The sequence below is a fragment of the Salmonella sp. 741265055_HSA genome (genome assembly GCF_046569525.1).
Lineage (GTDB): Bacteria > Pseudomonadota > Gammaproteobacteria > Enterobacterales > Enterobacteriaceae > Salmonella > Salmonella enterica.
Window position 1 is genome coordinate 84798 of record NZ_JBKFSQ010000006.1, and the last position, 24905, is coordinate 109702.

Sequence of the window (24905 nt, forward strand, 5' to 3'; positions counted from 1 at the left end):
TACGCAAAATGGCATAGACTCAAAGGTATTTCTTCCATCATGCCTAAAAAAACTCCTGCGCATGATGTTAATCATAAATGTCAGGGCTATCATGCGCTACGCTCTATGGCTCACTGACGTTTTTTTAGCCACGTATCATAAATAGGTACTTCCATGTCGAGTAAGTTAGTACTGGTTCTGAACTGCGGTAGTTCTTCACTGAAATTTGCAATTATTGATGCAGTTAATGGTGATGAATACCTTTCTGGTTTAGCCGAATGTTTCCATCTGCCAGAAGCACGCATCAAATGGAAAATGGACGGCAGTAAACAAGAAGCGGCTTTAGGTGCAGGCGCCGCTCACAGTGAAGCGCTGAACTTTATCGTTAACACTATTCTGGCACAAAAACCAGAACTGTCTGCGCAGTTAACTGCAATTGGTCACCGTATCGTACACGGCGGCGAGAAGTATACCAGCTCCGTAGTCATTGATGAGTCCGTCATTCAGGGCATCAAAGATTCCGCCTCTTTCGCACCGCTGCATAACCCGGCTCACCTGATTGGTATCGCCGAAGCGCTGAAATCTTTCCCGCAGCTGAAAGATAAAAACGTTGCAGTATTCGACACTGCCTTCCATCAGACCATGCCGGAAGAATCTTACCTGTATGCCCTGCCGTACAGCCTGTATAAAGAACACGGCGTTCGTCGCTATGGCGCACACGGCACCAGCCACTTCTATGTAACTCAGGAAGCGGCAAAAATGCTGAACAAGCCGGTAGAAGAACTGAACATTATCACCTGCCACCTGGGCAACGGCGGTTCTGTTTCCGCTATCCGTAACGGTAAATGCGTGGATACCTCTATGGGTCTGACCCCGCTGGAAGGCCTGGTCATGGGTACCCGTTCCGGCGATATCGACCCTGCGATTATCTTCCACCTGCACGACACTCTGGGCATGAGCGTGGATCAGATCAACAAAATGCTGACCAAAGAGTCCGGTCTGCTGGGTCTGACTGAAGTGACCAGCGACTGCCGTTATGTTGAAGACAACTACGCCACCAAAGAAGACGCAAAACGTGCGATGGACGTTTACTGCCACCGCCTGGCGAAGTACATCGGTTCTTACACCGCTCTGATGGACGGTCGTCTGGATGCAGTCGTGTTCACCGGCGGTATCGGTGAAAACGCCGCGATGGTGCGTGAACTGTCTCTGGGTAAATTGGGCGTGCTGGGCTTTGAAGTCGACCACGAACGTAACCTGGCAGCCCGCTTCGGCAAATCTGGTTTCATCAACAAAGAAGGTACCCGTCCGGCGGTGGTGATCCCAACCAACGAAGAACTGGTTATCGCGCAGGACGCGAGCCGTCTGACTGCCTGATTTCACACCGCCAGCCTCGCTGGCGGTGCTGTTTTGTAACCCGTCACCAAAAGACGGTAACGAAAGAGGATAAACCGTGTCCCGTATTATTATGCTGATCCCTACCGGAACCAGCGTCGGCCTGACCAGCGTCAGCCTCGGCGTCATCCGTGCTATGGAACGCAAAGGCGTTCGTCTGAGCGTCTTTAAGCCTATCGCCCAGCCTCGCGCTGGCGGCGATGCGCCTGACCAGACCACCACTATCGTTCGCGCGAACTCTACCCTGCCGGCGGCTGAACCGCTGAAGATGAGCCACGTTGAATCTCTGCTCTCCAGCAACCAGAAAGACGTGCTGATGGAAGAGATCATCGCGAACTACCATGCGAATACCAAAGACGCGGAAGTGGTGCTGGTTGAAGGTCTGGTTCCGACCCGTAAACATCAGTTCGCTCAGTCTCTGAACTATGAAATCGCGAAAACGCTGAATGCGGAAATCGTTTTTGTCATGTCTCAGGGTACCGACACGCCAGAACAGCTGAACGAGCGCATCGAACTGACGCGCAGCAGCTTCGGCGGCGCGAAAAACACCAACATCACCGGCGTTATCGTCAACAAACTGAATGCGCCGGTTGATGAACAAGGCCGTACCCGCCCGGATCTGTCGGAGATCTTTGACGACTCTTCCAAAGCGCAGGTGATCAAAATCGATCCTGCTAAACTGCAGGAATCCAGCCCGCTGCCGGTTCTGGGCGCGGTGCCGTGGAGCTTCGACCTGATTGCGACCCGCGCTATCGATATGGCGCGTCACCTGAACGCCACCATCATTAACGAAGGCGATATCAAAACCCGTCGCGTTAAATCCGTCACGTTCTGCGCGCGTAGTATTCCGCATATGCTGGAACATTTCCGCGCAGGATCGTTGTTAGTGACCTCTGCTGACCGTCCGGACGTACTGGTCGCAGCTTGCCTGGCCGCGATGAACGGCGTAGAAATCGGCGCCCTGCTGCTGACCGGCGGCTATGAAATGGACGCGCGCATTTCTAAACTGTGCGAACGCGCGTTCGCCACCGGTCTGCCGGTCTTTATGGTGAACACCAACACCTGGCAGACTTCGCTGAGCCTGCAAAGCTTCAATCTGGAAGTCCCGGTTGATGACCATGAGCGCATCGAGAAAGTTCAGGAATACGTCGCGAACTACGTTAACGCTGAGTGGATCGAGTCGCTGACCGCCACTTCCGAGCGTAGCCGTCGTCTCTCTCCGCCGGCGTTCCGCTACCAACTGACTGAGCTGGCGCGTAAAGCCGGTAAACGCGTAGTGCTGCCAGAAGGCGACGAACCGCGTACCGTCAAAGCGGCGGCAATCTGCGCTGAACGCGGCATCGCCACTTGCGTACTGCTGGGCAACCCGGATGAAATCAACCGCGTCGCGGCATCTCAGGGCGTTGAGCTGGGCGCAGGCATTGAAATCGTCGATCCGGAAGTGGTGCGTGAAAGCTATGTCGCTCGCCTGGTTGAGCTGCGTAAGAGCAAAGGCATGACCGAACCGGTAGCCCGCGAACAGCTGGAAGACAACGTGGTGCTCGGCACGCTGATGCTGGAGCAAGACGAAGTCGACGGCCTGGTTTCCGGCGCGGTTCATACCACCGCCAACACCATCCGTCCGCCGCTGCAGCTTATTAAAACGGCGCCGGGTAGCTCCCTGGTCTCTTCTGTGTTCTTTATGCTACTGCCGGAGCAGGTTTACGTTTACGGCGACTGCGCAATCAACCCAGACCCGACTGCAGAGCAGCTGGCAGAAATCGCGATTCAGTCTGCGGATTCCGCCATTGCCTTCGGCATCGAACCGCGTGTGGCAATGCTCTCCTACTCCACCGGCACCTCTGGCGCGGGCAGCGACGTAGAGAAAGTCCGTGAAGCAACCCGTCTGGCGCAGGAAAAACGTCCTGACCTGATGATCGACGGTCCGTTGCAGTACGACGCCGCGGTCATGGCTGACGTGGCGAAGTCCAAAGCGCCGAACTCGCCGGTTGCGGGTCGCGCTACCGTGTTCATTTTCCCGGATCTGAACACCGGTAACACCACCTACAAAGCGGTACAGCGTTCTGCCGACCTGATCTCCATCGGGCCGATGCTGCAGGGTATGCGCAAGCCGGTGAACGACCTGTCCCGTGGCGCGCTGGTTGACGATATCGTCTACACCATCGCCCTGACGGCGATCCAGGCTTCTCAACAGCAGCAGTAACAGTAAAAGCTAATGCCGGATGGCGGCGTGAACGCCTTGTCCGGCCTACAGGTGAAATACCGTTGTAGGCTGGACAAGACGCGTTAGCATCGCCATCCGGCATTCTGCTATTTACCCTGCAAAGCGGAATTTTTTGCTTAACTGCGCTGCATCAATGAATAACTATTCCCTTCTTCTCATACTTAGCCTCTTTGCTTTGCAACAGGGATAGTCTGTCATGTCTGTCGTTACAGAATCAAAAACAGCCAGAAAATGGGCAATGCCCGATACGCTGGTCATCATCTTTTTTGTCGCCATTTTAACCAGTATCGCCACCTGGGTCGTCCCCGTTGGGATGTTTGATAGCCAGGAAGTGCAGTATCAGGTCGATGGTCAGACAAAAACCCGCAAAGTCGTCGACCCGCACTCTTTTCGCATTGTGACCAATGAGGTCGGGGAAGCGCAGTATCATCGCGTACAATTTTTCACTACCGGCGATGAAAGACCAGGGCTGATGAATTTTCCGTTTGAAGGGTTAACATCCGGATCGAAATTCGGCACTGCCGTCGGCATCATTATGTTTATGTTGGTGATTGGCGGCGCATTCGGCATCGTGATGCGTACCGGCACCGTGGATAACGGCATTCTGGCGCTGATTCGCCACACGCGGGGCAACGAAGTCCTGTTTATTCCGGTGCTATTTGTCCTCTTTTCGTTAGGGGGTGCCGTATTTGGCATGGGCGAAGAGGCGGTCGCCTTTGCAATTATCATAGCCCCGCTGATGGTCAGGCTGGGCTATGACAGCATTACCACCGTCCTGGTGACCTATATCGCCACCCAAATTGGCTTTGCCAGTTCGTGGATGAACCCTTTCTGCGTAGTCGTCGCCCAGGGGATTGCCGGCGTGCCGGTACTTTCCGGCTCCGGGCTGCGTATTGTGGTCTGGATTGTCGCCACGCTGATTGGGCTGGTTTTTACGCTGGTCTACGCCTCACGCGTGAAAAAGAATCCGCTGCTTTCCCGTGTCCACGAATCCGATCGCTATTTCCGCGAACAGCAGGATGAAGTCGTCCAGCGCCCTTTCACCTTCGGTGACTGGCTGGTACTGCTGGTTCTGACCGGCGTAATGATTTGGGTCGTCTGGGGCGTGATTGTCCACGCCTGGTTTATTCCGGAGATCGCCAGCCAGTTTTTCACCATGGGCGTGGTGATCGGCCTCATCGGCGTTATCTTCCGCCTCAACGGTATGACGATCAACGTGATGGCGTCCTCATTCACCGAAGGGGCGAGAATGATGATCGCGCCCGCCTTGCTGGTGGGTTTTGCCAAAGGCATTCTGCTGCTGGTCGGCAACGGCGAAGCTGGGGAACCCAGCGTGCTCAATACGCTGCTTAACAGTATCGCGCATGGCATCAGCGGGCTTAATAATGCTATCGCCGCCTGGTTTATGCTGCTCTTCCAGGCGGTATTTAATTTCTTTGTCACGTCCGGTTCGGGTCAGGCGGCGTTAACCATGCCATTACTGGCGCCGCTCGGCGATCTGGTCGGCGTTAACCGTCAGGTGACTGTTCTGGCCTTCCAGTTTGGCGATGGTTTCAGCCATATTATCTATCCGACATCAGCCTCGCTGATGGCCACGCTGGGCGTATGCCGGGTCGATTTTCGCAACTGGCTGAAAGTGGGGGCGTCACTGCTGGGACTACTGTTTATTATGTCCAGCGTGGTCGTCATTGGCGCGCAGATGATGGGATATCATTGATCCAAAATGCCGGATGAGCATCAGCGCCATCCGGCAATATCTCCATGATTAAAGCAGTGATTTCGCGGCTTCTACAATCGCTGCGGCGGTGAGTCCGTACTCTTGTTGTAAGAAATCCTGCGTTCCTACCTGCCCATAACGCTCTTTGACGCCAACACGGCGCATCGGCACCGGGCAGTTTTCCACCAGCACTTCCGCCACCGCTGACCCCAGTCCATTATGGATGCTGTGGTTTTCACACGTGACGATACGCCGCGTTTTTTCCGCGTAGTTTTTCACCAACATGCGATCGATAGGCTTTAAGGTGAACATATCAATGACCGCGGCGCTCACGCCTTCCTGCTCCAGTTGGCGCGCCGCCTCCAGCGCCTCCGCCACCATAATGCCGTTGGCGATAAGCGTAATATCATCGCCCTCGCGCAGTACGTTGCCCTTGCCAATGGTAAAGGTAGAGCCTGGCGCATAGATACTTTGCGCCTGCTTACGGATGGTACGCAGCCAGTAAAAACCGTCCAGGTCCATTAGTTGGCGTAAAATATCCGCGAACATTACCGCATCCGTCACCTCCAGTACTACGGAGTGCGCCAGCCCGCGAACAATCCCCATATCTTCAAAAGACATATGGGTGCCGCCGTTATGGCACGCCGTCACTCCGGCATCGGAGGCGATCACTTTGACGTTGTTACGCTGATAATCCAGCGCCATAAAGAGCTGATCAAAACAGCGACGGCTGGCAAAAGCGGTAAAGGTATGCACAAACGGTTTGCGACCGGTCAGCGCCAGTCCCGCCGCAGTGCCAATCACATTCGCCTCCATAATACCGCAGTTAATGACATGCTGCGGGTAGTCACGCGCCACGCTGTCCATCGCCATTGAGCTCATTAAATCAGCCTCAAGCGCAATAATTGGGCTTCCGGCCTCAATCTGCCCGGCGACAAAACCGGCGTAAACTTTGCGCATTTCGATATCGTCTTTAAGCCCTGCGGGCGCAAGCTTAATCATGCATGACCTCCAGTTGATGAATGGCCTCATTGAGCGTCTGCTTCATGCCATCCGTCAGGCGTAAGTGGTGAGAATTCGCTAACTGCTCCAGGCATGGCACCCCCTGCCCTTTAATGCTGTCAAGGATCACTACCCGTGGCTGGGCATCGGCGGGCGGCACAGGCTGAACCACCGCCAGTAGTCCGGCGATATCATTGCCTTTGACGGTGACAACATCGAAACCAAACGCGCGGAATTTCCCTTCCAGATCGAATGGATTGATAATCTCCTCCAGCTCGCCGTCAAGCTGCTGTTTGTTCCAGTCAATGAAAACGGTCAGATTATTCAGGCGGTGGTGGGCAATAAACTGAAACGCCTCCCAGCACTGCCCTTCATTCAGCTCGCCATCGCCGACAATGCAAAATACCCGGTTGGGTCGCCGCGCCAGTTTATGCGACAGCGCCATTCCGCCCGCAATAGAGATGCCCTGCCCCAGTGAGCCGGTCGTGGCGTCCACGCCGCGCGTTTTTAGCCGATCCGGATGGCTGGGAAGACGGGTGCCGTTCTGGTTAAGCGTATTCAGCTCTTCGCGCGGGAAATAGCCTTTAATCGCCAGGGTACTGTACAACGCGGGGCCCGCATGGCCTTTCGACAGTACGAAGTAATCGCGTTCCGGCCAGTCCGGGTCGGCAGGGTCGATTTTCATCACCGCGCCGTACAGAACCGCCAGAGTTTCCACTACCGACATGCTGCCGCCATAGTGACCAAAGCCAAGATGGTTTAAGGATTTGAGCGTGGCGACGCGAATGTCGCGCGCCAGTTGGGTGATTTCGGTTACGTTCATTCTTTCGCTCCGCTATTTTCCTGCACTTCGGCAGTCGCTTTTTTGTTTTTGGCCAACACGTTGTACGCCACCAGTAGCGCGAATAGCGCCACCACCAGCCCCGTGATAGCCATCGGCGACAGATAACGCGCCAGGTTGCCCAGCAAAATACCGATTACGCCAAAGTCAGCATCCGAGAACGTGGTATTGGCGAAGCCGATCGCGCCGAGAACCGGCAGTAACAGCACTGGCAGGAAAGTGATTAATAGACCATTAGCAAATGCGCCGATCATCGCCCCGCGGCGACCGCCGGTGGCATTGCCAAAGACGCCTGCGGTCGCACCGGTAAAGAAGTGCGGCACAACGCCTGGCAGGATTAACACAAGCTTCATCTGTCCAAGCAGGAACAGTCCCACCAGCCCGCCGAGAAAACTGAACAGGAAGCCAATCAGTACCGCGTTAGGGGCATAGGGATACACCACCGGGCAGTCCAGCGCCGGACGCGCGTTTGGTACCAGTTTTTCTGAAAAGCCGGTAAAGGCCGGAACAATTTCCGCCAGAATCAGACGGACGCCTTGCAGAATGATGAATACGCCGGCGGCGAAGGTGATTGCCATGATGATGGCGTACACCAGATAGTTTTGCCCGCCGCTAAACGTCGCTTCGACATATTCACGCCCTGCGCTGACTGCCATGATCAGATAGATAATCATCATGGTCAGCGAAATCGAGATAGAACTGTCGCGTAAAAAACTGAGGTTTTTCGGCAGGTTCATCTCTTCCGTGGAGCGGGAGCCTTTACCACACAGGCTGCCAATCCAGCCGGAAAGCACATATCCCAGGGTACCGAAGTGACCAAACGCAATGTCATCGGTACCGGTAATCCGCCTCATATAGCGCTGGGCCAACGCCGGGAAGAAGGCCATCACCAGCCCCAGGATCAGCGATCCGGTGAAGACCAGCCCTACGCCCTCGAAACCCGCCACGGTCAGGATTACGCCAATCATACAGGCCATGTAAAAGGTGTGATGCCCGGTCAAAAAGATATATTTAAGACGCGTAAAGCGCGCCACGACAATATTGGCCACCATACCAAATGCCATAATTAACGCCGTGGACGCACCATATTTCTCCAGCGCGATTGAGACTATCGCTTCATTATTAGGAATAATGCCCTGAATATTAAAAGCGTGTTCAAACATACCCCCTAGCGGATTTAATGAACCCACCAGTACTGTTGCGCCGCCGCCAAGCACAATAAAACCCAAAATGGTTTTAATCGTGCCTTTTACCACATCGGAAAACGCTTTTTTCTGCGCCACCAGACCAATCAGCGCAATTAACCCTACAAGCACCGATGGCACTTTTAAAATATCAACAACAAAATTCAGCGTTTCAAGGATAAACATATCCACCTCGCCAGCAATAATTATTGTTTAGCGAACCATGCGCGCAGCTGCGTTTCCAGTTCGTTGATGTCGATGATGTTATTGATCACCACCAGTTGGCTTTCCGGTACGCTGGCGCTGGCCGCAATATCTTTGGCCATTACAAAAAGATCGGCGGCCCCGGGTGTGGCCGATGAGAGATCGGAGTGTTCCACTTCAGCGTCAATATTGAGTTTCTTTAATACTTTTTTAATGTTCATTTCTACCATAAAACTACTACCCAGGCCGGAACCGCAAATTGCCATGATTTTCATTATTGTCACCTTTTAAAAGTAGAGTTGGTCTGCATCACGCACGGGCGTAATGTTATTTACCGCAAGAAAATGGAATAAAATCAGAAACGGTCAATAATCGTTTTAATGTCCTCCAGGTTTTTTGCCTGATGTAATTTTTCCATATCTACATCACTGGAAAATAATTCTGCCAGCGCCGATATCATTTCGATATGACTGTGCTTATCAGGCGCCGCCAGCATAATAATGATGTCAACCGGATCGAATTCGTCTGCGCCAAATGAAACGCCGCGCTGTAGTTTCAGTAACGATAAACCTAACCCTTTCGCCCCCTCTTCCGGCCTCGCATGTGGCATCGCTAACCCTGGCGCTAATACATAATACGGCCCAAGCTTTTGGTGCTGCTGAACAATCGCCGTAATGTATTCCGGTGCGATAACACCTGCGTCCAGCAGGGGTTTGCCGCAAATTTCCAGCGCCTGCGGCCACGTTTCCACGCTCTCCTGTAGCGTGATGGTTGCGTCAGATAACCAGGTTCCCAGCATGTTATTCGCCCCCACGGTGTATGAAATTATGAACAAACTTTATTCAAGCCATTCGATATTAGCTGCGATCGTTATCACAAAGATAGCGCTACCAGCGACTATTACTCAGAATTGTGATAGCGCTATCAAATTAAAATCATGGTGTGAAATCACAGCAAAAAAGCGGATTTAAGGCGTATACTGCCAGTCATGCGAAGCAAAGAACGACAATAAAAAAGCATCTCAACATGTTGTAATGACGCAGGAATTTGTATGTCGATACCCCGTAAACGGCGCAGTACCGGTAAAGTGACTATCGCCGATGTAGCCCAACTTGCCGGTGTAGGCACGATGACCGTATCACGAGCCTTACGCACGCCGGAACAGGTCTCTGATAAACTCCGGGAAAAAATCGAAGCGGCAGTGCATGAGCTGGGCTATATGCCTAATCTCGCCGCCAGCGCGCTGGCGTCTGCCTCCTCGCACACCATCGCGATGGTCGTACCGAACCTTGCGGAAGCGGGGTGTTCTGAAATGTTCGCCGGGCTGCAACAAATTTTACAGCCCGCAGGCTACCAGATAATGCTGGCGGAATCGCAGCATCGCGTGGAACAAGAGGAGAAGCTGCTCGAAACGCTGCTGGCCTCCAACATTGCCGCGGCGATTCTGCTTAGCGTCGAACATAGCGATACCGTGCGCCAGTGGCTGAAAAATGCGTCTATTCCGGTGATGGAAATGGGCGCAATTCGCAGCGATCCTATTGATATGAATATCGGTATTGATAACGTTGCGGCAATGTATGAGCTGACGGAAATGCTGATTCAGCGCGGTTATCAGAATATCGGGCTGCTATGTGCCAATCAGGAGCAGTGGATTTTTCAGCAACATCTGCACGGCTGGTACAAAGCGATGCTTCGCCACCATATGTCGCCAAACCGGGTGATTAATGCCGCCTTGCCGCCCAATTTTTCTACCGGCGCGTCGCAACTGCCGGAGTTTTTACTGGCGTGGCCGGAGCTGGACGCGCTGGTATGCGTATCGGATGAGCTGGCCTGCGGCGCGTTATACGAGTGCCAACGACGGCGGATCAAAGTTCCGGACGATTTAGCGGTGGTCGGGTTTGGCGATAGCGATGTCAGCCGGGTCTGCCAGCCGCCGTTAACCACCATGGCCGTACCGCACCGTAAGATTGGCAGTGAAGCCGGACGGGCGCTGTTGGAAAGGTTAAATCAGGGAAACTGGAGCGATCGAAAATCCATCGCCTCCAGTTTATGTATGCGGGAAAGCTGCTAAAACGCTTATTCCGTCTCTTCCGGTTTCTCCTGGAGCGCGGCTTCGTTTTTGGCGTTGCGGGTCATCCACAGCGCCAGCGCTTTGAGCGAATCTGGCGTAAACTCATCACAGCGCGCGGTGATCTCCTCCGGAGTCAGCCAACACACTTCGCTGACTTCATCTTCCTGAAGCGCGAAAGGCCCGTGGGAAACGCAGCTAAACAGCGCGCCCCAAACCCGGCAATGTTGGTCTTCAAAGTAAAACAGACCGTGTTCGGCAAACGGCACGCCTGCAATACCCAACTCTTCTTCCGCTTCGCGGCGGGCAGATTCCAGTAGCTGCTCATCAGCCTGGACCACGCCGCCTGCGGTAGCATCTAACATACCGGGCAAAAAATCTTTTGTTTCGGTACGACGCTGCACCAGAATTTTACCCATACCATCATGAACGACGATATACGTCGCACGATGCCGTAAGCGTTGCGCACGCATCTGTTCCCGGCTGGACTGTGCAATGACTTCATTGTCTTCATTCACAATATCCACCCATTCCGTACTTGCCAAACGACGCTGTTCCACCATCAGGAAACCTTCTTATTTCTGGCGCTCTTACGGCGCATTTACGTTTGTGAGGTAAATTACGAGTTAATTGCAACCTGCGCAATGATACTTTGATCATTGAGTGCGATTACGCTCAACACATTATCATCCAGAATACCGTAGCTTGCTGCATACCCGCCTTTCGGGATGCTCACTGACCCAGGATTAAAGTGATACAGTCCTTCCTGCTGTTGCGCCACCGGCAGATGCGTATGACCATAAACCAACACATCGCCAGTATGCAGAGCGGGCAGATTCGTCGGCCCGAAGAGGTGCCCATGCGTTAAAAATAGCCGCCTCTCTTGCGTCAATATTTGCTGCCACGGCGCAGTTATCGGGAAATGCAGCAGCATCTGATCCACTTCGCTATCGCAGTTGCCGCGCACGGCAATGATTTGCGTCGCCACCGCGTTCAGGCGTTCGGCGACCTGGGCGGGCGCATAGCCTTCAGGCAGCGCATTTCGCGGCCCGTGGTTAAGGACATCGCCTAATATCACCAGCCAACGCGCGCCGCTTTGCGCGAACCGCTCAAGCACGCGTTCCGTGGCGGGTAAAGAACCATGAATGTCCGATGCGAACATCAGTTTCATCGCTCACTCCTCGTTGTGAAAAACGGCGTTATGATACTGGAATATGAATAGATTTTCAGCCTGAACGCTTCGAGGAAAGCGCAATAAAACGCTGTACGGAAGCACGCTGCCACTGGAATGTCGCATATGCCGCCAGCGACGCCGGCACGTCATCGCCATGCAGCGCCAGACGATTGATCATCAATGCCAGATCGGTATCGGCAATGCACCATTCACCAAATAAATTTTGCGTCCCCTGCCCCAATAGCGCTTCAGCCGTCGCAAACAGTTTTGCCGCGCTGGCTTTTCCAGCCTCGCTTAGCGGCGCTTTTTTCGCCCCGGCAAACACCACGTCGGTAGGCCGTTCTTCGCGAAGCGGCAGTAAATCGCTGCGTAGCCACGCCTGAATCTGTCGCGCGCGGGCGCGTTTTTGTAAATCGTGCGGGTAGATACGCTCCCACTGCGGCGGCGCGAAACGCTCCTCCAGGTATTCCGCAATAGCGGACGACTCGCTCAACTCAAAATTGTCGGCCTCAAGCACCGGTACGCGCTGCGTCAGCGCATATCCCCGCCAGCCAGGTTGCAGATGTTCTCCCTGGTCCAGATCGCGGGTTTTCAGAGTAAAGGAAAGCCCTTTTTCTTGTAATGCCACCCAGGCGGACAAGACGTAGGGAGAGAAAAAGTTCGCATCCGACCACAGCACAATAACAGGCTTACTCATAATGTCCTCTTGAGGGCGTATTAGGTTTCTTCCCAAAATATAGCGTCTTTCGCCTGCTGTCACCTGATGAAAACTCACACACATCAGGAGGCTTTCTATACTTAATTCAGCCCAGACTCTTTACGCATATGCAGGAGCCAAAATGATTGACCTTTACTACGCCCCCACGCCCAACGGGCATAAAATAACGCTGTTTCTGGAAGAGGCGGAGCTGGCGTATCGTTTGCTAAAAGTGGATATCAGCAAGGGCAATCAGTTTCGCCCTGATTTTTTGGCTATCTCTCCCAATAATAAAATTCCTGCCATCGTCGATCACGCCCCGGCAGACGGCGGACAACCGCTTAGTCTTTTTGAATCCGGCGAAATTCTTCTCTACCTGGCGGAAAAAAGCGGCAAACTGCTTAGCGGGGAGCTGCGTGAACGCCATACCACGCTGCAATGGCTGTTCTGGCAGGTCGGCGGGTTAGGGCCGATGCTGGGCCAGAATCACCACTTTAACCACTTTGCGCCGCAGGCCATCCCCTATGCGATTGAACGCTATCAAGTTGAAACGCAACGCTTATACAACGTCCTGAATAAACGCCTGGAAACCTCCCCGTGGCTGGGCGGCGACCACTACAGTATTGCGGATATCGCCAGTTGGCCGTGGGTTAACGCACATCAGCGTCAGCGAATCGATCTTGATACCTACCCGGCGGTGTATAACTGGTTTGAACGCATTCGCACGCGTCCTGCGACAGCGCGCGCACTGTTACAAGCGCAACTGCACTGTAACAGTGCGAAAGCGTAACGCGGTGGCATACATCATGTATGATGTAGAGGTGTATACACGGAAAAAACCTGCGTCCGGCACCCTTATTCGTATTAAAAACCTGACATTAGGGAAGAGAAAATCCTCCCTACTCTGGAGGTCATATGCAGATTCTGATTACCGGCGGTACGGGCCTGATAGGGCGTCATCTCATTCCCCGGCTGTTAACACTGGGGCATCAGGTGACGGTCGTTACGCGCAATCCCGATAACGCGCGTCAGATTCTCGATTCCAGAGTGACATTATGGAAAGGGCTGGCGGAACGTGAGCACCTCAATGAGATTGATGCCATCATCAATCTGGCGGGCGAACCGATTGCCGACAAGCGCTGGACGTCGCAACAAAAAGAACGGTTGTGCCAAAGCCGCTGGGCTATCACGCAAAAGTTGGTGGATTTAATTCATGCCAGCGCAACGCCGCCCTCGGTGTTGATATCCGGCTCCGCCACGGGCTATTACGGCGATCTGGGCGACGTTGTCGTCACTGAAGATGAGCCGCCGCACAACGAATTTACGCATAAACTTTGCGCCCGTTGGGAACAGATTGCCTGTCGTGCGCAGAGCGACCAGACCCGCGTCTGCCTGCTGCGTACCGGCGTTGTCCTGGCGCCGCAAGGCGGGATTCTGGGGAAAATGGTTCCGCCGTTTCGCCTCGGACTCGGCGGTCCGGTGGGTAATGGTCGGCAATATCTGGCCTGGATTCACATCGACGATATGGTCAACGGCATTCTGTGGCTGCTGGATAACGATCTTCGCGGTCCCTTCAATATGGTCTCGCCGTATCCCGTCCATAATGAGCATTTTGCTCATGCTCTGGGTCGCGCGCTGCGCCGTCCGGCGATTATTCGCATTCCGGCGACGGCAATTCGCTTATTGATGGGAGAGTCGTCAGTGCTGGTGCTGGGCGGTCAGCGGGCGCTGCCAAAACGGCTTGAAGCCGCCGGATTCGCATTTCGCTGGTATGATTTAGAAGAGGCGCTGGCGGATGTGATTCGCTAGTTCCCAAAGCGCCGTATCCTGCCCGGTAAGCGATGCGCCGCCGGGCTTCTTTTATTTCAGCGAGCCTTTCAGGAATTGCTGTAAACGCGGGCTTTGCGGATTGCCGAACACCTGCTCCGGATCGCCCTCTTCTTCAATTTTCCCCTGATGCAGAAAAATAACGTGCGAAGAGACATGGCGGGCGAAGCCCATTTCATGCGTGACCACCACCATCGTTTTGCCTTCTTCCGCCAGTTGTTGCATGATGCGCAACACTTCGCCGACCAGTTCAGGATCGAGCGCCGATGTGGGTTCATCGAACAGTAAAACGTCAGGTTCCATCGCCAGCGCGCGCGCAATAGAAACGCGCTGCTGTTGGCCACCGGAGAGATGGACGGGATATTTGCCCTGAGCGCGCTCATCAATCCCCACCTTCGCCAGATATTTCAACGCCCGCTCGCGCGCGTCGTGCTTGCTTAATCCCAGTACCTGAATCGGCGCTTCCATCACATTTTCCAGCACCGTCATGTGGCTCCAGAGGTTGAAGTGCTGAAACACCATCGTCAGGCGGGTACGCAACAAGCGTAGCTGATTTTTATCCGCCACTTTGAGCTGCCCGTCTTTATCGCGCACCAGATTAATGTTCTGACCGTTCACGATAATCGCGCCTTCGCTCGGTTTTTCGAGGAAGTTAATGCAGCGCAAAAAAGTGCTTTTACCGGAGCCGGACGAGCCGATAATGCTAATCACATCTCCGGCGCGGGCCTGCAGCGATACCCCTTTCAGCACTTCATGACCGCCGTAGCGTTTGTGCAAATCGATAACGTGTAATTTATTTTCTGACATCATGTTACTCGAATTATTTAGAGGACACGTGCTGCAACCAGCGTCTTTCCGCCCGGCGGAACAGGCTTATCAGGACATACGAAATGAGTAAATACAACACGGCGGCAATGCCAAACGCGGTAAACGGCTGGTAAGTCGCTGAGTTAATATCGCGGGCGATTTTCAACAAATCCGGCACCGTCGCGGTAAACGCCAGCGCCGTAGAGTGCAGCATTAAAATCACTTCGTTGCTGTAGGCAGGCAAGGCGATGCGTAATGCCGACGGCAAAATAATGCAGCGATACATTTTAAATGACGAGAAGCCATAGGCCCGTGCCGCTTCAATTTCACCGTGCGGCACCGAGCGAATCGCCCCGGCGAAAATTTCCGTGGTGTACGCGCAGGTATTCAGCGTCAGCGCCAGTACGGTACAGTTCAGTCCGCTGCGGAAAAACGCGTTAAGAAGATCGGTGCCTTTGACTATCTCCAGCGTATACATCCCCGAATAGAATACCAGTAGCTGTACGTACAGCGGCGTGCCGCGAAAAATATACGTAAACAGCCAGATGGGAAAACGGATGAATTTATTACTGGAAACGCGACCTACCGCCAGAATCACCGCCAGAAGACCGCCCATCACCACCGATGAAATTAACAGCCACAGCGTAATCGCCACGCCGGTAAAACGATAGCCATCCGTCCAAAGCAGGGATTTCCAGTACTCCTGAATGATCTCAATCACAAATCGGCCCTCTTCACGCCCACGGAATAGCGACGCTCAAGTAAGAGCAGCACACCATTGGAAACGGTGGTAAATACCAGGTAGATAAGTCCACAGACCACGGCAAAATAGAAAGGCTCCCAGGTACTTTTACCGGCAAGCTGCGTAGCTTTGACGACATCTTCCAGGCCCAGCAGCGACACCAGCGCCGTCGCTTTGAGTATCACCTGCCAGTTATTGCCGATCCCCGGCAGGGCGTAACGCATCATCGCCGGGAACATAATCCGCCGGAAGGTTTGCCCGTGGGTAAAACCAAAGGCCGTCGCCGCCTCGATATGGCCTTTCGGCACCGCCATAAACGCGCCGCGAAAGGTTTCGGTAAAATAGGCGCCGTAGATGAAACCAAGGGTGATAATACCGGCCACCATCGGATCAATATCTATCTGGTCGATACCCAGCGAATCGGTCACCACGTTAAGCGCGATTTGCAATCCGTAAAATATCAGCAGCATTAAGACCAGATCCGGCACCCCGCGAATCAGGGTGGTGTACCCTTCAAAAATAAGCCCCGTTACCCGGTTTTGCGAAAGCTTCGCCCCCGCGCCGACAAGACCGATAAGCACGGCCAGCACCACGGAACTGAGCGCCAGTTCCAGCGTGACGATCGCGCCCTGTAAAATTACGCCTGAAAACCCGTACAACATGCAGCCTGTCCTGTTGTGTGTGGTGAAGTAAGAAGCCTCTTTTGCATTTTTGCCTCACATCACGCCGGATGGCGGCTGTGCCTTGCCCGGCCTACGATGCTCCGTAGGCCTGACAAGCGCAGCGCCATCAGGCAATGCAGACAGTCAACATTCTTTGGGCTTTATCTGCACCGACGGTGATTAACCGCCATAAACATCAAAATCAAAGTACTTTTTCGCCAGCTTTTCGTAAGTACCGTCAGCACGCATTTCAGCAAAGGCTTTATTCAGCGCTTCGCGCAGCTCGTTATCTTCTTTGCGCAGCCCCATACCGGTTCCTACGCCGAATAACTTCTCATCTTTCACCGCCGGGCCGCCGAATTTATAGTCTTTTCCGACGGGCTGTTTAAGGAAACCTTCGCTGGCCGCAACCTCATCCTGGAACGCTGCATCAATACGGCCAGCCGTCAGATCGGAATAAATGTTGTCCTGCCCCTGGTAAGAGACGATCTCAATCCCTTTCGGCGCCCAGTGCTCATTGCCGAAGGTCTCCTGCGTCGTCCCCTGTAGCACGCCGACGCGCTTGCCTTTCAGCGACGCGACGGTCGGCTGAATATCAGAGTTCTTCGCCACCACCAGACGGGAATCAGCGGCGTAAAGCTTGTCGGTAAACGCGATTTCCTGCTGGCGCTTTTCAGTGATGGACAGCGAGGACATGATGGCATCAATTTTCTTCGCTTTTAAAGACGGAATCAGCGCATCCAGCGGGTTTTCCACGAACGTACACTGTGTGTCGATACGTTTGCACAGCTCTTTGGCCAGATCGATATCAAAGCCGACCAATTCACCTTGTGCATTTTTGGATTCAAACGGTGCGTATGTAGGATCGGTACCGATACGAATTTTTTGTGGAATAGCGGCAAATGCTGCGGTAGCGCTGGAAAATGCCAGCACCAGAGAAAGGGATAACGCCAGTTTTTTCATAACTATCCTCAACAGACTGTCTTTCCAGGAGATCTTTACAGATCCGATGCGACTATCGTGCCATTAATCAGGCCGACAAGGCAAAGCATTCTACCTTGTCAGCCGGTTTATTTTGCATAAAAATCGATTAAGTATGCATTTATGCGCCTGTTCCGCAACGGCTTATGCACCAAAAAGGTGCAAAACATCTATTTTGCACCGTGATAGTTCCCCAGCGCGGCGCGTTATCCCCTTCCCTCAATCGCCGTAAACATTAAAATCGAAGTACTTTTTGGCCATTTTGTCGTAAGTTCCGTCCTGGCGCAGTTCGGTCAGCGCTTTATCAAACGCGGCTTTTAGCTCGGTATCGTCTTTGCGCAGCCCAACCCCCGTCCCGTCGCCAAAATATTTTTTATCCTTCACGGAAGGACCGGCAAACGCATACTCTTTGCCCGCTGGCTGCTTCAGGAAACCTTCGCTGGCGGCGACTTCATCCTGTAATGCGGCATCCAGACGACCGGCAGTTAAATCGGAATAGATAAGATCCTGGTTGGCATAAGCCACCACATCCACACCTTTTGTGCGCCAGTTATCATTGGCGTAAGCCTCTTGCGTGGACCCTTGCAGCACGCCGACATGCTTGCCTTTCAGCGATTCCAGCGTCGGCTGAATGGGAGACCCTTTTGCCGCAATCAGGCGTGAATCCGCCGCGTAAAGTTTGTCGGAAAACGCAATTTCTTGCTGGCGTTTATCGGTGATAGAGAGCGATGAAATAATGGCATCGATCTTTTTCGCTTTTAGTGAGGGAATAAGCGCATCAAAGTCGCTGGCGACCCAGGTACATTTCACCTGCATACGCTTACACATTTCATTACCGAGATCGATATCAAAGCCAATAAACTCGCCTTTAGCATCTTTTGATGAGAAAGGCGCGTAGGTGGTATCTGTTCCAATACGAACCGTTTGCGGAAGCGCGGCGTAACTGGCCGCCGTCGCGCCCAGACCTATCAGCAAAGACAAAGCGAGAACGGTCTTCTTCATACATACCCCTCAAGTGGCGTCATTTTCTTATGTTTTACGTGGTGTTGTGTGTTTGCAGACTTTTTCATGCAGGTCTTATGCCATTTTCACGTCAGCAAAACGATTCGACGTTAAATTTGTTAATAAAACGTTGCAATATTGTCCTGATGTTGAAGATAGCAGGTATGACGGTTGAACCGCAGCGTTTCGGCGGCTTTTAACGAATTAAATGTTGAGGATATGATCGCGGTTACAAAATTGCCCTGAAACAGGGCAACAGGGACAATAATGCACGCTAAACAGACAACGCTATGCGCCCTGCCAGCGAACAAAAAGATCGTGCGGAAGGGGGATATCAAACTGATCCAGCACTCGGTTAACCGTTTGATTTATAACATCATCTAACGTCTGAGGAAGATGATAAAAAGCCGGAACCGGCGGCATAATCACCGCGCCTATCTCAGCGGCCTGGGTCATTAAACGCAAATGCCCGATATGCAGCGGCGTTTCACGCACACACAGCACCAGAGGTCGCCGCTCTTTTAATATCACATCCGCCGCGCGGGTAAGCAGTCCGTCAGTATAACTGTGGACAATCCCCGACAGCGTTTTAATCGAACAGGGCAAGATAACCATTCCCGCCGTCGGGTAAGAGCCCGAGGAAATGCTGGCGGCAATGTCGCGCGCATCGTGCGTCACATCGGCCAGCACCTGCACCTCGCGCAGCGAAAAATGGGTCTCCAGCGCCAGCGTTTGCCGGGCCGCCTGGCTCATCACCAGATGCGTTTCCACGCTATCGACATCGCGCAAAATTTGTAATAAGCGCACGCCATAAATCGCTCCGCTGGCGCCGCTAATTCCTACAATGAGTCGTTTCATGTTCTCTTACCGTTTACGAGCGCCGTTCATCCCACTGTGTTACGTAATCGGCTCAAAGTGGGTCTGAAGAGATACCATGACAAAAGAATCCCTATCATAAAAGCCAGCTCAACCAACATTATCACTACCCCTTGCTCACTAAACCAGGTGCCGACCATAATGGCAAAATTGGTGATAATGACAAATCGGGCCGTCCAGGGGAAAAGCGGCGATCGATAGCGTAGCAAATCGCTGGCGTACGTTCCATTACGCACCGATTGCCGGAAGCGATACTGGCACCATCCGATGGTTATCCATGCCAGGCAACCCACCTGCCCGGTACTGGCGATCAGATATAAATAAAATTGCTGTGCGGGAATATAGCGGGTCAGCAACGACACCAACGCCAGCAAGGCCGTGATTAAAATAGCATACACCGGCACGCCGCCGCCGTTCGTTTTACCAAAGCAGGCTGGCGCAAAGCGATCGCCTGCCATAGACCACAGCATACGCGAACTGGCGTAAATGGCCGAGTTAGCGGCAGAAATCGCGGCGGAAAAGATCACCAGCGTCATCAGCGTATCCGCCCCCGGAATACCCGCGTGGGAGAATACCCATACAAAGGGGCTTTGTCCATTTGGCGTCAGTCCATGCGGATAGACCAGCGCCAGCACCGCAATCGCCAGGCCGTAAAATAAAATGATTCTGAGACCGATCCCCAGGATCACTTTCGGTAAAATAATGTGCGGCGATTCGGTCTCCCCTGCCGCATTTCCTACCAGTTCCACCCCCTGGAAAGAGTAAATCACGATCGTCATACAGACCACAATTTGCTCCCAACCGTGGGGAAACCACATTCCGTCTGCTTTTAATGTCGGGTGCCAGTCGCTATGGCCCATTAGCGAGTAGATCATGACCCCGCCCGCGCAGATAAACAGCACGATCGCGAAAACCTTAATGGCCGAAAGCCAGTATTCGCATTCGCCAAAACTTTTTGCGGAGGTGAGATTGATGGCCGTCAGGATGAGCAGAATCGCCAGGCAGAACATATATACCGGAACCGCGGGGAAAAACTGATGAGCAATAAACCCTGCGGCAGTGAGGTCGGCTGCCAGGGAAAAGACCCAGCTAAACCAGTAAAGCCAGCCAATGGTATAGCTCCAGCAAGGTGACGGCATAAACATCAGCGCGTAATGTTGAAATGAACCGGAGTGAGGAAAGGCGCATGATAATTCGCCAAGACACATCATCGTCGCCAGCATAATGGTTCCGGCAAACAGATAGGCCAGTAAGGTTCCCGCCGGCCCGACGCTGCTTAACGGTTCGGCAATGCCGATAAATAAGCCGGTGCCAATCGTGCCGCCCAACGACATCATCAGCAGGTGCCGCTTCTTCAGGTTACGCCGCAGACCGCCTTCAGGCTCTGCTGGCGGTGATTGTTGCAGGGTATCCATCGTTACTCCCTGTCTTTCGTGAGGTCAAAGATGCCGCCGCGACATCGCCGCGGCGGTTATGCGTTAACGCGTAAACCTCCAGGCGACGCCTTTGGTCTGGCAGGCCATTAACAGGCCCGTATAATCCAGCTCAAAGCGAACCACATCGCCTACTTTTAGCGACTGACGACAATCTTCAATATCCACCAGCGTATGATCGCTGGTTTGCCCTAAGATAGTGATAGCGTCGTCGCATGGCACACAGTTATCCGACGGCACATCCTGACGACCAAACGCCAGCAATGCGCGTCGGCGTATGCCACGATCGACAAAGGTTTTACTTTGCAAAAAGGCATCGACGCCCAGCTCCCCGACCGGGACGGTCGGTTTACTGTTCAGTTCGATGATTTCCGCTTCCAGGATATACATATCGGAACAGGCTTTATCGACCGGTTTTGCGGAGTGGTGAAATTCATTCAGGTATTTCATGTCCACATATTCAATGCCGAATTCATGCAGTCCGCCGATGCGCAGATGATTCAGCCCCTGCGGCCAGATACCTTTATCCAGCAGGTGATAGCTGGTGCAGTTTCCCGCAGAAAGCCGCCGGACAGGAATACCGCTGTCGGCTTCCAACCGGGCGGCCAGCGCCAGAAAATCCTCGCCATTTTTTACCGTTGGCAACACGGTGCCGTAACAATTAAAGTTGGTGCCCAGTCCATATAATTCCAGACCGGGCAGACCAGTAATCAGAGTCACGGTCTCAAGAATGCGTTGATATTCACCAAACCAGATACCCTCGCGTAAATCGCCCATATCCACCATCAGTAATACCTGATGCGTTTTCCCCTGGCGTTGGGCTTCTTGCGATAATGCCCGTAATACCACCGGCTCGCTATTTAAACTAATATCCGCGTAACGCACCACATCTTCGATTTCACTCAGACACGGGCTGCGTAACAGGCAGGTTGTACATCCTGTCTCGCGTATTTTTTTCAAATTATAGGTTCGTGATTCAGCAATAACGGTAATTCCGCCGTTGAACACCGCCTGCGCAGTTTCCACGCAGCCGTCAAAAACTTTATTGACAGCCATCACGTCAATACCGCTGCTTGCCAGCAGAGCTTTTTCCGTGCGGGCGTTTTCTTCCAGCTTGCGTAGATTTATTTCCAGAACTGGCATATACATTTTATTTTCCTCCCGCCATGCTTAAACGGGCATTACGTTTCTGCGCCCGATGGTAAATGTACTCCGCGACGACAACCGCCAGCACGGCTCCGCCAATAATTTTCCCGGCGTACTGGAAATATCCGCCCATATCAATTTGAGAAGGCGGAATAAATAACAGCGCAACGGCAAAGGCGATAGAAAGAAAGCCCAGCGCGGGTAAAATAGCCGGTAAAACCTTGCCCGGAATTTTAAAACTTCTTGGCGTATCCGGCTGAGTCTTACGTAAACGCCAGAACGCCGGGAACATCACCAGATAAGGAATAAAATAGGTGATGGTCGTTAGCGCCGTTAACATCCAGTAAGCCGCCGCAACGCTTGGCGAAATAAAAGTCGAAAAACACAGGACCGTGACAATAATCGCCTGTACAGTCAAGGCAAAGGCGGGCGTTTTCCACACCGGATGTAATTTGCCAATTCGGTCCCCCAGCAGATTATCTTCACGCGAGGCTTCCTGGAGCATATAAATCGGCCCCACCAGCCAGGAGTTAATTTGCCCGAGAGCGCCAAAAAACATACAGATGGCCATAACAGGAATTAACCACGGCATATGCAGCGTGTCCGCAGCAGCATGCATAGCCTGCATGACGCCTGCCACAATGTCGGTTTTCCCGGCGGGTAAAAGCGTATTTAGCGCCCAGGTGCCGACCATATAGATCCCAACGATAACGGCAGCGGAGACGGCCATCGCTCGCGGAAAATCACGCTGTGGATTACGGGTACGCCCGGCAATCATCGGGGCGACCTCCAGTCCGGCAAACGCAAACATCATGCTGGATAAGAAAACGATCGTATCCCAGTGTCCGAGATCCGGAATCCAGTTTTTCGCTGTAGTGTAGTCCGTCTGCATCTGGTGTCCGGTACATAGCCATACCACCGCCAGTAAAATGAGGATGGCGGAGGGAATAAATACGCCGCACCAGGCGCTGATGCTATTAATAATTTTTGTCCATTCCATCCCACGGATATTCATCAGCGTTAATAGCCAGAAAATTACCGCGGAACCAATACCGATAAATGCTTTATTTTCCGCCAGGCCGCCGCCGATCATATAGCCCAACGCGGTAAAGCCGAATTGCAGCATTAATGGGAAAAACAGTACGCAGGAAAAGAGAAAACAAACCACAACAATCCATGCAATACGTTTACCAAATGCCTCTTTAATCCAGACAAATATCCCGCCATCTTTCGGCCAGCCGGTTGACAGCTCGCCGCATACCATCGCTAAAGGAAAAAACAAACAGAATGCGGCGATCACCCATAACAACATGGCCGATGCCCCGTAAGGCGCCACGTTAGGGATTTGCCGCAAACTCAGAATAGCGATGACATTCATAAAGACAATGTCTTTGATGCCAAGTAAGCCAGAATTCGTGTTACTCATGGCCATCTCCTGTTATGCATTCAGGCATCACTGCCCTCTTCTTATCATCTGACGACGGGCTTCAGCATGAAACTGAAACCCAAAACAGTATTAATAAATGTCGTACTTGACCATGTCTTCGTAACTGTCTTCCCGACGAATCAGACGCGTCTCACCATTTTTATCGATCATCACCACGCCCGTGCGCGGACGGTTGTTATAAACGGTTTGACTTTCAATGGTGTATGCCCCGGCATCAAGAAACGCGACAATATCGCCAACATGAGTCTCCTTCGGCAGTAAAAACTCTTCGCCTTTCACTCCCATGTGGAAATAATCCCCGCCATCACACAGCGGCCCGGCTAATTTTATCCAGGCGTCGTGCGCTGCCGTCATGCGAGAGGCGTTATAGACATAAAAGAACCAGTCAAAATGCTGGCTGTCAGAGAGTACGCTGTAACCGGCGTCGACAAATTTCCATTCAACGTGGCATTCCACATTGCCGTTAAGATCGTAATTTGTTTTACGTTTTTCGCAGGAGACTTCCGTCAGTAAAACCGCCGCCGACCCGGTCACTTTACGTCCCGGTTCAATACATATTTCCACATCGGTACGCCATTTATGCACTTCGCGAATGACCGCATCGGCAAAATCCTGGGCGGTAATACCGGCATACATATTATCTTTTAACGGGTCGCCATTCTCGTCGTCATATTTATAGGGAACCGGAATTCCGCCGCCCACGTTGATCAAATCAAATTTAATACCGAGCACCTCTTCCAGGCGACGGGATTCATCCACCAGCACTTTAGTCGCTTTTGCGAAAGGCTCTGACTCCGGCACCTGATCGCCCACATGCATATGCAAGCCGCGCAAATGCACATAAGGCATCGCCAGAATGCGGCGGCAGGTTTCTTCCGCCTGTTCCAGGTCGAGACCTGACTTCGCATGGAAAGCGGTAACCAGTTCCGCATGCGTCGCCGAGGGAACATTCGGCTCTACACGGACGCAAACATTGGCGACTTTCTTCAGCTTGCGAGAGATGGCATCAATATGTTCCAGCTCATACAGGCTATCAACATTAATAAGATACAGATCGTTAGCGATGGCATATTCCAGATCGGCAGGCTTTTTCACCACGCCGTTGAAGACGATCTGATCGCCGCGAAAGCCTATCTCCAGACACTTGCGAACCTCATATTGTGAGTTTGCCTCCGCGCAAATTCCGGCGTCACGAATGGCTTTCAACACCCCCATGACCGAGCAGGTTTTTGACGCAAAGAAGGTTTTGGTATTTTTATGCGCCGCAAATGCCTGCTGGATTTCATGAATGTTACGAATAATCTCCGGCTCAGAAAACACATAGAACGGCGTGGGGTACTGGCGCGCCAGAGCGTCCAGATCGACCCCTTCAAAACACAAATGACCGTCTTTGTGCTGGAAACGGCGATCGCCGTTGATTACCTGCTCACGTAGCTGGTTGTAATTCTGCATAATCGAGTCAGTCATAACGCCCTCTGCTTAATGTTTATGGTAAAA

General features: G+C 52.9%; 24 protein-coding genes. 6 read left to right on the forward strand and 18 right to left on the reverse strand.

Annotation, left to right across the window (positions count from 1 at the left end):
• Positions 1-153 precede the first annotated feature (153 nt).
• From ackA to yfcC, 3 genes are all read left to right on the forward strand, one after another.
• Positions 154-1356, forward strand: coding sequence for an acetate kinase (gene ackA / locus ACLD4K_RS05225; protein WP_000095689.1), 1203 nt, complete (start codon positions 154-156; stop codon positions 1354-1356).
• Between the two features lie 76 nt (positions 1357-1432).
• Positions 1433-3577: a phosphate acetyltransferase gene (pta, locus tag ACLD4K_RS05230; protein ID WP_079812277.1), complete on the forward strand. Its 2145-nt coding sequence runs from the start codon at positions 1433-1435 to the stop codon at positions 3575-3577.
• 217 nt (positions 3578-3794) lie between these two features.
• A complete protein-coding gene (gene yfcC, locus ACLD4K_RS05235) occupies positions 3795-5315 on the forward strand; it encodes a putative basic amino acid antiporter YfcC (RefSeq protein ID WP_411011490.1) in 1521 nt (506 codons plus the stop codon).
• Between the two features lie 48 nt (positions 5316-5363).
• On the opposite strand, the gene ACLD4K_RS05240 is transcribed toward yfcC, so the two are convergent.
• The 5 genes from ACLD4K_RS05240 to ACLD4K_RS05260 form a co-directional block, all read right to left on the reverse strand.
• Positions 5364-6317 (reverse strand): transketolase family protein, encoded by a 954-nt coding sequence (locus ACLD4K_RS05240; protein WP_048591081.1) that lies wholly within the window; start codon positions 6315-6317, stop codon positions 5364-5366.
• On the reverse strand, positions 6310-7140 hold the full coding sequence (locus ACLD4K_RS05245; protein ID WP_411011491.1) for a transketolase: 831 nt from the start codon (positions 7138-7140) through the stop codon (positions 6310-6312). Before ACLD4K_RS05245 ends, ACLD4K_RS05240 begins: the two co-directional genes overlap by 8 nt.
• Positions 7137-8528, reverse strand: a complete 1392-nt coding sequence (locus tag ACLD4K_RS05250; RefSeq protein WP_001522266.1) for a PTS ascorbate transporter subunit IIC — start codon at positions 8526-8528, stop codon at positions 7137-7139. Before ACLD4K_RS05250 ends, ACLD4K_RS05245 begins: the two co-directional genes overlap by 4 nt.
• Positions 8529-8548: 20 nt before the next feature.
• Positions 8549-8821: a PTS sugar transporter subunit IIB gene (locus tag ACLD4K_RS05255; protein ID WP_000699818.1), complete on the reverse strand. Its 273-nt coding sequence runs from the start codon at positions 8819-8821 to the stop codon at positions 8549-8551.
• Positions 8822-8901: 80 nt separating this feature from the next.
• Positions 8902-9345, reverse strand: coding sequence for a PTS sugar transporter subunit IIA (locus ACLD4K_RS05260; protein WP_000901810.1), 444 nt, complete (start codon positions 9343-9345; stop codon positions 8902-8904).
• A gap of 252 nt (positions 9346-9597) precedes the next feature.
• On the opposite strand from ACLD4K_RS05260, the gene ACLD4K_RS05265 reads away from it, so the two are divergent.
• Entirely contained in the window at positions 9598-10617 is a 1020-nt protein-coding gene (locus ACLD4K_RS05265) for a LacI family DNA-binding transcriptional regulator (protein ID WP_000026946.1), read from the forward strand.
• A gap of 5 nt (positions 10618-10622) precedes the next feature.
• Here the strand turns inward: ACLD4K_RS05265 and yfcD are convergent, their stop codons facing one another.
• Genes yfcD through yfcF form a run of 3 tightly spaced genes read right to left on the reverse strand, consistent with a single transcriptional unit; the run spans position 10623 to position 12485 of the window.
• A complete protein-coding gene (gene yfcD, locus ACLD4K_RS05270) occupies positions 10623-11177 on the reverse strand; it encodes an NUDIX hydrolase YfcD (RefSeq protein WP_000230215.1) in 555 nt (184 codons plus the stop codon).
• A gap of 56 nt (positions 11178-11233) precedes the next feature.
• Complete coding sequence (yfcE, locus tag ACLD4K_RS05275) at positions 11234-11785, reverse strand: phosphodiesterase (protein WP_000772458.1); 552 nt, start codon at positions 11783-11785, stop codon at positions 11234-11236.
• 55 nt (positions 11786-11840) lie between these two features.
• Positions 11841-12485, reverse strand: coding sequence for a glutathione transferase (gene yfcF / locus ACLD4K_RS05280; RefSeq protein ID WP_000043010.1), 645 nt, complete (start codon positions 12483-12485; stop codon positions 11841-11843).
• A gap of 142 nt (positions 12486-12627) precedes the next feature.
• Here yfcF and yfcG point away from each other — a divergent pair, with 142 nt between their 5' ends.
• Both yfcG and ACLD4K_RS05290 read left to right on the forward strand, forming a co-directional pair.
• Positions 12628-13275: a GSH-dependent disulfide bond oxidoreductase gene (yfcG, locus tag ACLD4K_RS05285; protein ID WP_000566562.1), complete on the forward strand. Its 648-nt coding sequence runs from the start codon at positions 12628-12630 to the stop codon at positions 13273-13275.
• 125 nt (positions 13276-13400) lie between these two features.
• On the forward strand, positions 13401-14294 hold the full coding sequence (locus tag ACLD4K_RS05290) for a TIGR01777 family oxidoreductase (protein ID WP_001166274.1): 894 nt from the start codon (positions 13401-13403) through the stop codon (positions 14292-14294).
• A gap of 51 nt (positions 14295-14345) precedes the next feature.
• Here ACLD4K_RS05290 and hisP read toward each other — a convergent pair whose 3' ends face one another.
• The 10 genes from hisP to ACLD4K_RS05340 all read right to left on the reverse strand — a co-directional run bounded on the left by hisP (position 14346) and on the right by ACLD4K_RS05340 (position 24875).
• Positions 14346-15119, reverse strand: coding sequence for a histidine ABC transporter ATP-binding protein HisP (gene hisP / locus ACLD4K_RS05295; RefSeq protein ID WP_001293591.1), 774 nt, complete (start codon positions 15117-15119; stop codon positions 14346-14348).
• 13 nt (positions 15120-15132) lie between these two features.
• Positions 15133-15840: a histidine ABC transporter permease HisM gene (gene hisM, locus ACLD4K_RS05300; protein ID WP_000569771.1), complete on the reverse strand. Its 708-nt coding sequence runs from the start codon at positions 15838-15840 to the stop codon at positions 15133-15135.
• Positions 15837-16523, reverse strand: a complete 687-nt coding sequence (locus ACLD4K_RS05305; protein ID WP_000965498.1) for a histidine ABC transporter permease HisQ — start codon at positions 16521-16523, stop codon at positions 15837-15839. Before ACLD4K_RS05305 ends, hisM begins: the two co-directional genes overlap by 4 nt.
• A gap of 180 nt (positions 16524-16703) precedes the next feature.
• A complete protein-coding gene (gene hisJ, locus ACLD4K_RS05310; RefSeq protein ID WP_411011492.1) occupies positions 16704-17486 on the reverse strand; it encodes a histidine ABC transporter substrate-binding protein HisJ in 783 nt (260 codons plus the stop codon).
• A gap of 237 nt (positions 17487-17723) precedes the next feature.
• Positions 17724-18506 carry a lysine/arginine/ornithine ABC transporter substrate-binding protein ArgT gene (gene argT / locus ACLD4K_RS05315; RefSeq protein ID WP_000754423.1) on the reverse strand — a complete coding sequence of 261 codons (783 nt, stop codon included), beginning with the start codon at positions 18504-18506 and terminating at the stop codon, positions 17724-17726.
• 288 nt (positions 18507-18794) lie between these two features.
• The gene (locus ACLD4K_RS05320; protein WP_001727041.1) at positions 18795-19364 is read right to left on the reverse strand and encodes a UbiX family flavin prenyltransferase; all 570 of its coding nucleotides are present in this window, start codon (positions 19362-19364) and stop codon (positions 18795-18797) included.
• 26 nt (positions 19365-19390) lie between these two features.
• Complete coding sequence (locus tag ACLD4K_RS05325; protein WP_411011493.1) at positions 19391-20797, reverse strand: amino acid permease; 1407 nt, start codon at positions 20795-20797, stop codon at positions 19391-19393.
• Between the two features lie 63 nt (positions 20798-20860).
• Positions 20861-21964, reverse strand: coding sequence for an alanine/ornithine racemase family PLP-dependent enzyme (locus ACLD4K_RS05330; RefSeq protein WP_000281907.1), 1104 nt, complete (start codon positions 21962-21964; stop codon positions 20861-20863).
• Between the two features lies 1 nt (position 21965).
• Positions 21966-23387: an APC family permease gene (locus ACLD4K_RS05335; RefSeq protein WP_000072512.1), complete on the reverse strand. Its 1422-nt coding sequence runs from the start codon at positions 23385-23387 to the stop codon at positions 21966-21968.
• A gap of 90 nt (positions 23388-23477) precedes the next feature.
• Positions 23478-24875 carry a diaminopimelate decarboxylase family protein gene (locus tag ACLD4K_RS05340; RefSeq protein ID WP_000132306.1) on the reverse strand — a complete coding sequence of 466 codons (1398 nt, stop codon included), beginning with the start codon at positions 24873-24875 and terminating at the stop codon, positions 23478-23480.
• Positions 24876-24905: the final 30 nt, after the last annotated feature.

What these genes read in the sequence shown, in the direction of transcription:
- ackA (WP_000095689.1), top strand. Translation starts at nt 154, where the DNA reads ATGTCGAGTAAGTTAGTACTGGTTCTGAACTGCGGTAGTTCTTCACTG.
- yfcC (WP_411011490.1), top strand. Translation starts at nt 3,795, where the DNA reads ATGTCTGTCGTTACAGAATCAAAAACAGCCAGAAAATGGGCAATGCCC.
- ACLD4K_RS05240 (WP_048591081.1), bottom strand. Translation starts at nt 6,317, where the DNA reads ATGATTAAGCTTGCGCCCGCAGGGCTTAAAGACGATATCGAAATGCGC.
- ACLD4K_RS05245 (WP_411011491.1), bottom strand. Translation starts at nt 7,140, where the DNA reads ATGAACGTAACCGAAATCACCCAACTGGCGCGCGACATTCGCGTCGCC.
- ACLD4K_RS05250 (WP_001522266.1), bottom strand. Translation starts at nt 8,528, where the DNA reads ATGTTTATCCTTGAAACGCTGAATTTTGTTGTTGATATTTTAAAAGTG.
- ACLD4K_RS05255 (WP_000699818.1), bottom strand. Translation starts at nt 8,821, where the DNA reads ATGAAAATCATGGCAATTTGCGGTTCCGGCCTGGGTAGTAGTTTTATG.
- ACLD4K_RS05260 (WP_000901810.1), bottom strand. Translation starts at nt 9,345, where the DNA reads ATGCTGGGAACCTGGTTATCTGACGCAACCATCACGCTACAGGAGAGC.
- ACLD4K_RS05265 (WP_000026946.1), top strand. Translation starts at nt 9,598, where the DNA reads ATGTCGATACCCCGTAAACGGCGCAGTACCGGTAAAGTGACTATCGCC.
- yfcD (WP_000230215.1), bottom strand. Translation starts at nt 11,177, where the DNA reads ATGGTGGAACAGCGTCGTTTGGCAAGTACGGAATGGGTGGATATTGTG.
- yfcE (WP_000772458.1), bottom strand. Translation starts at nt 11,785, where the DNA reads ATGAAACTGATGTTCGCATCGGACATTCATGGTTCTTTACCCGCCACG.
- yfcF (WP_000043010.1), bottom strand. Translation starts at nt 12,485, where the DNA reads ATGAGTAAGCCTGTTATTGTGCTGTGGTCGGATGCGAACTTTTTCTCT.
- yfcG (WP_000566562.1), top strand. Translation starts at nt 12,628, where the DNA reads ATGATTGACCTTTACTACGCCCCCACGCCCAACGGGCATAAAATAACG.
- ACLD4K_RS05290 (WP_001166274.1), top strand. Translation starts at nt 13,401, where the DNA reads ATGCAGATTCTGATTACCGGCGGTACGGGCCTGATAGGGCGTCATCTC.
- hisP (WP_001293591.1), bottom strand. Translation starts at nt 15,119, where the DNA reads ATGTCAGAAAATAAATTACACGTTATCGATTTGCACAAACGCTACGGC.
- ACLD4K_RS05305 (WP_000965498.1), bottom strand. Translation starts at nt 16,523, where the DNA reads ATGTTGTACGGGTTTTCAGGCGTAATTTTACAGGGCGCGATCGTCACG.
- hisJ (WP_411011492.1), bottom strand. Translation starts at nt 17,486, where the DNA reads ATGAAAAAACTGGCGTTATCCCTTTCTCTGGTGCTGGCATTTTCCAGC.
- argT (WP_000754423.1), bottom strand. Translation starts at nt 18,506, where the DNA reads ATGAAGAAGACCGTTCTCGCTTTGTCTTTGCTGATAGGTCTGGGCGCG.
- ACLD4K_RS05320 (WP_001727041.1), bottom strand. Translation starts at nt 19,364, where the DNA reads ATGAAACGACTCATTGTAGGAATTAGCGGCGCCAGCGGAGCGATTTAT.
- ACLD4K_RS05325 (WP_411011493.1), bottom strand. Translation starts at nt 20,797, where the DNA reads ATGGATACCCTGCAACAATCACCGCCAGCAGAGCCTGAAGGCGGTCTG.
- ACLD4K_RS05330 (WP_000281907.1), bottom strand. Translation starts at nt 21,964, where the DNA reads ATGTATATGCCAGTTCTGGAAATAAATCTACGCAAGCTGGAAGAAAAC.
- ACLD4K_RS05335 (WP_000072512.1), bottom strand. Translation starts at nt 23,387, where the DNA reads ATGAGTAACACGAATTCTGGCTTACTTGGCATCAAAGACATTGTCTTT.
- ACLD4K_RS05340 (WP_000132306.1), bottom strand. Translation starts at nt 24,875, where the DNA reads ATGACTGACTCGATTATGCAGAATTACAACCAGCTACGTGAGCAGGTA.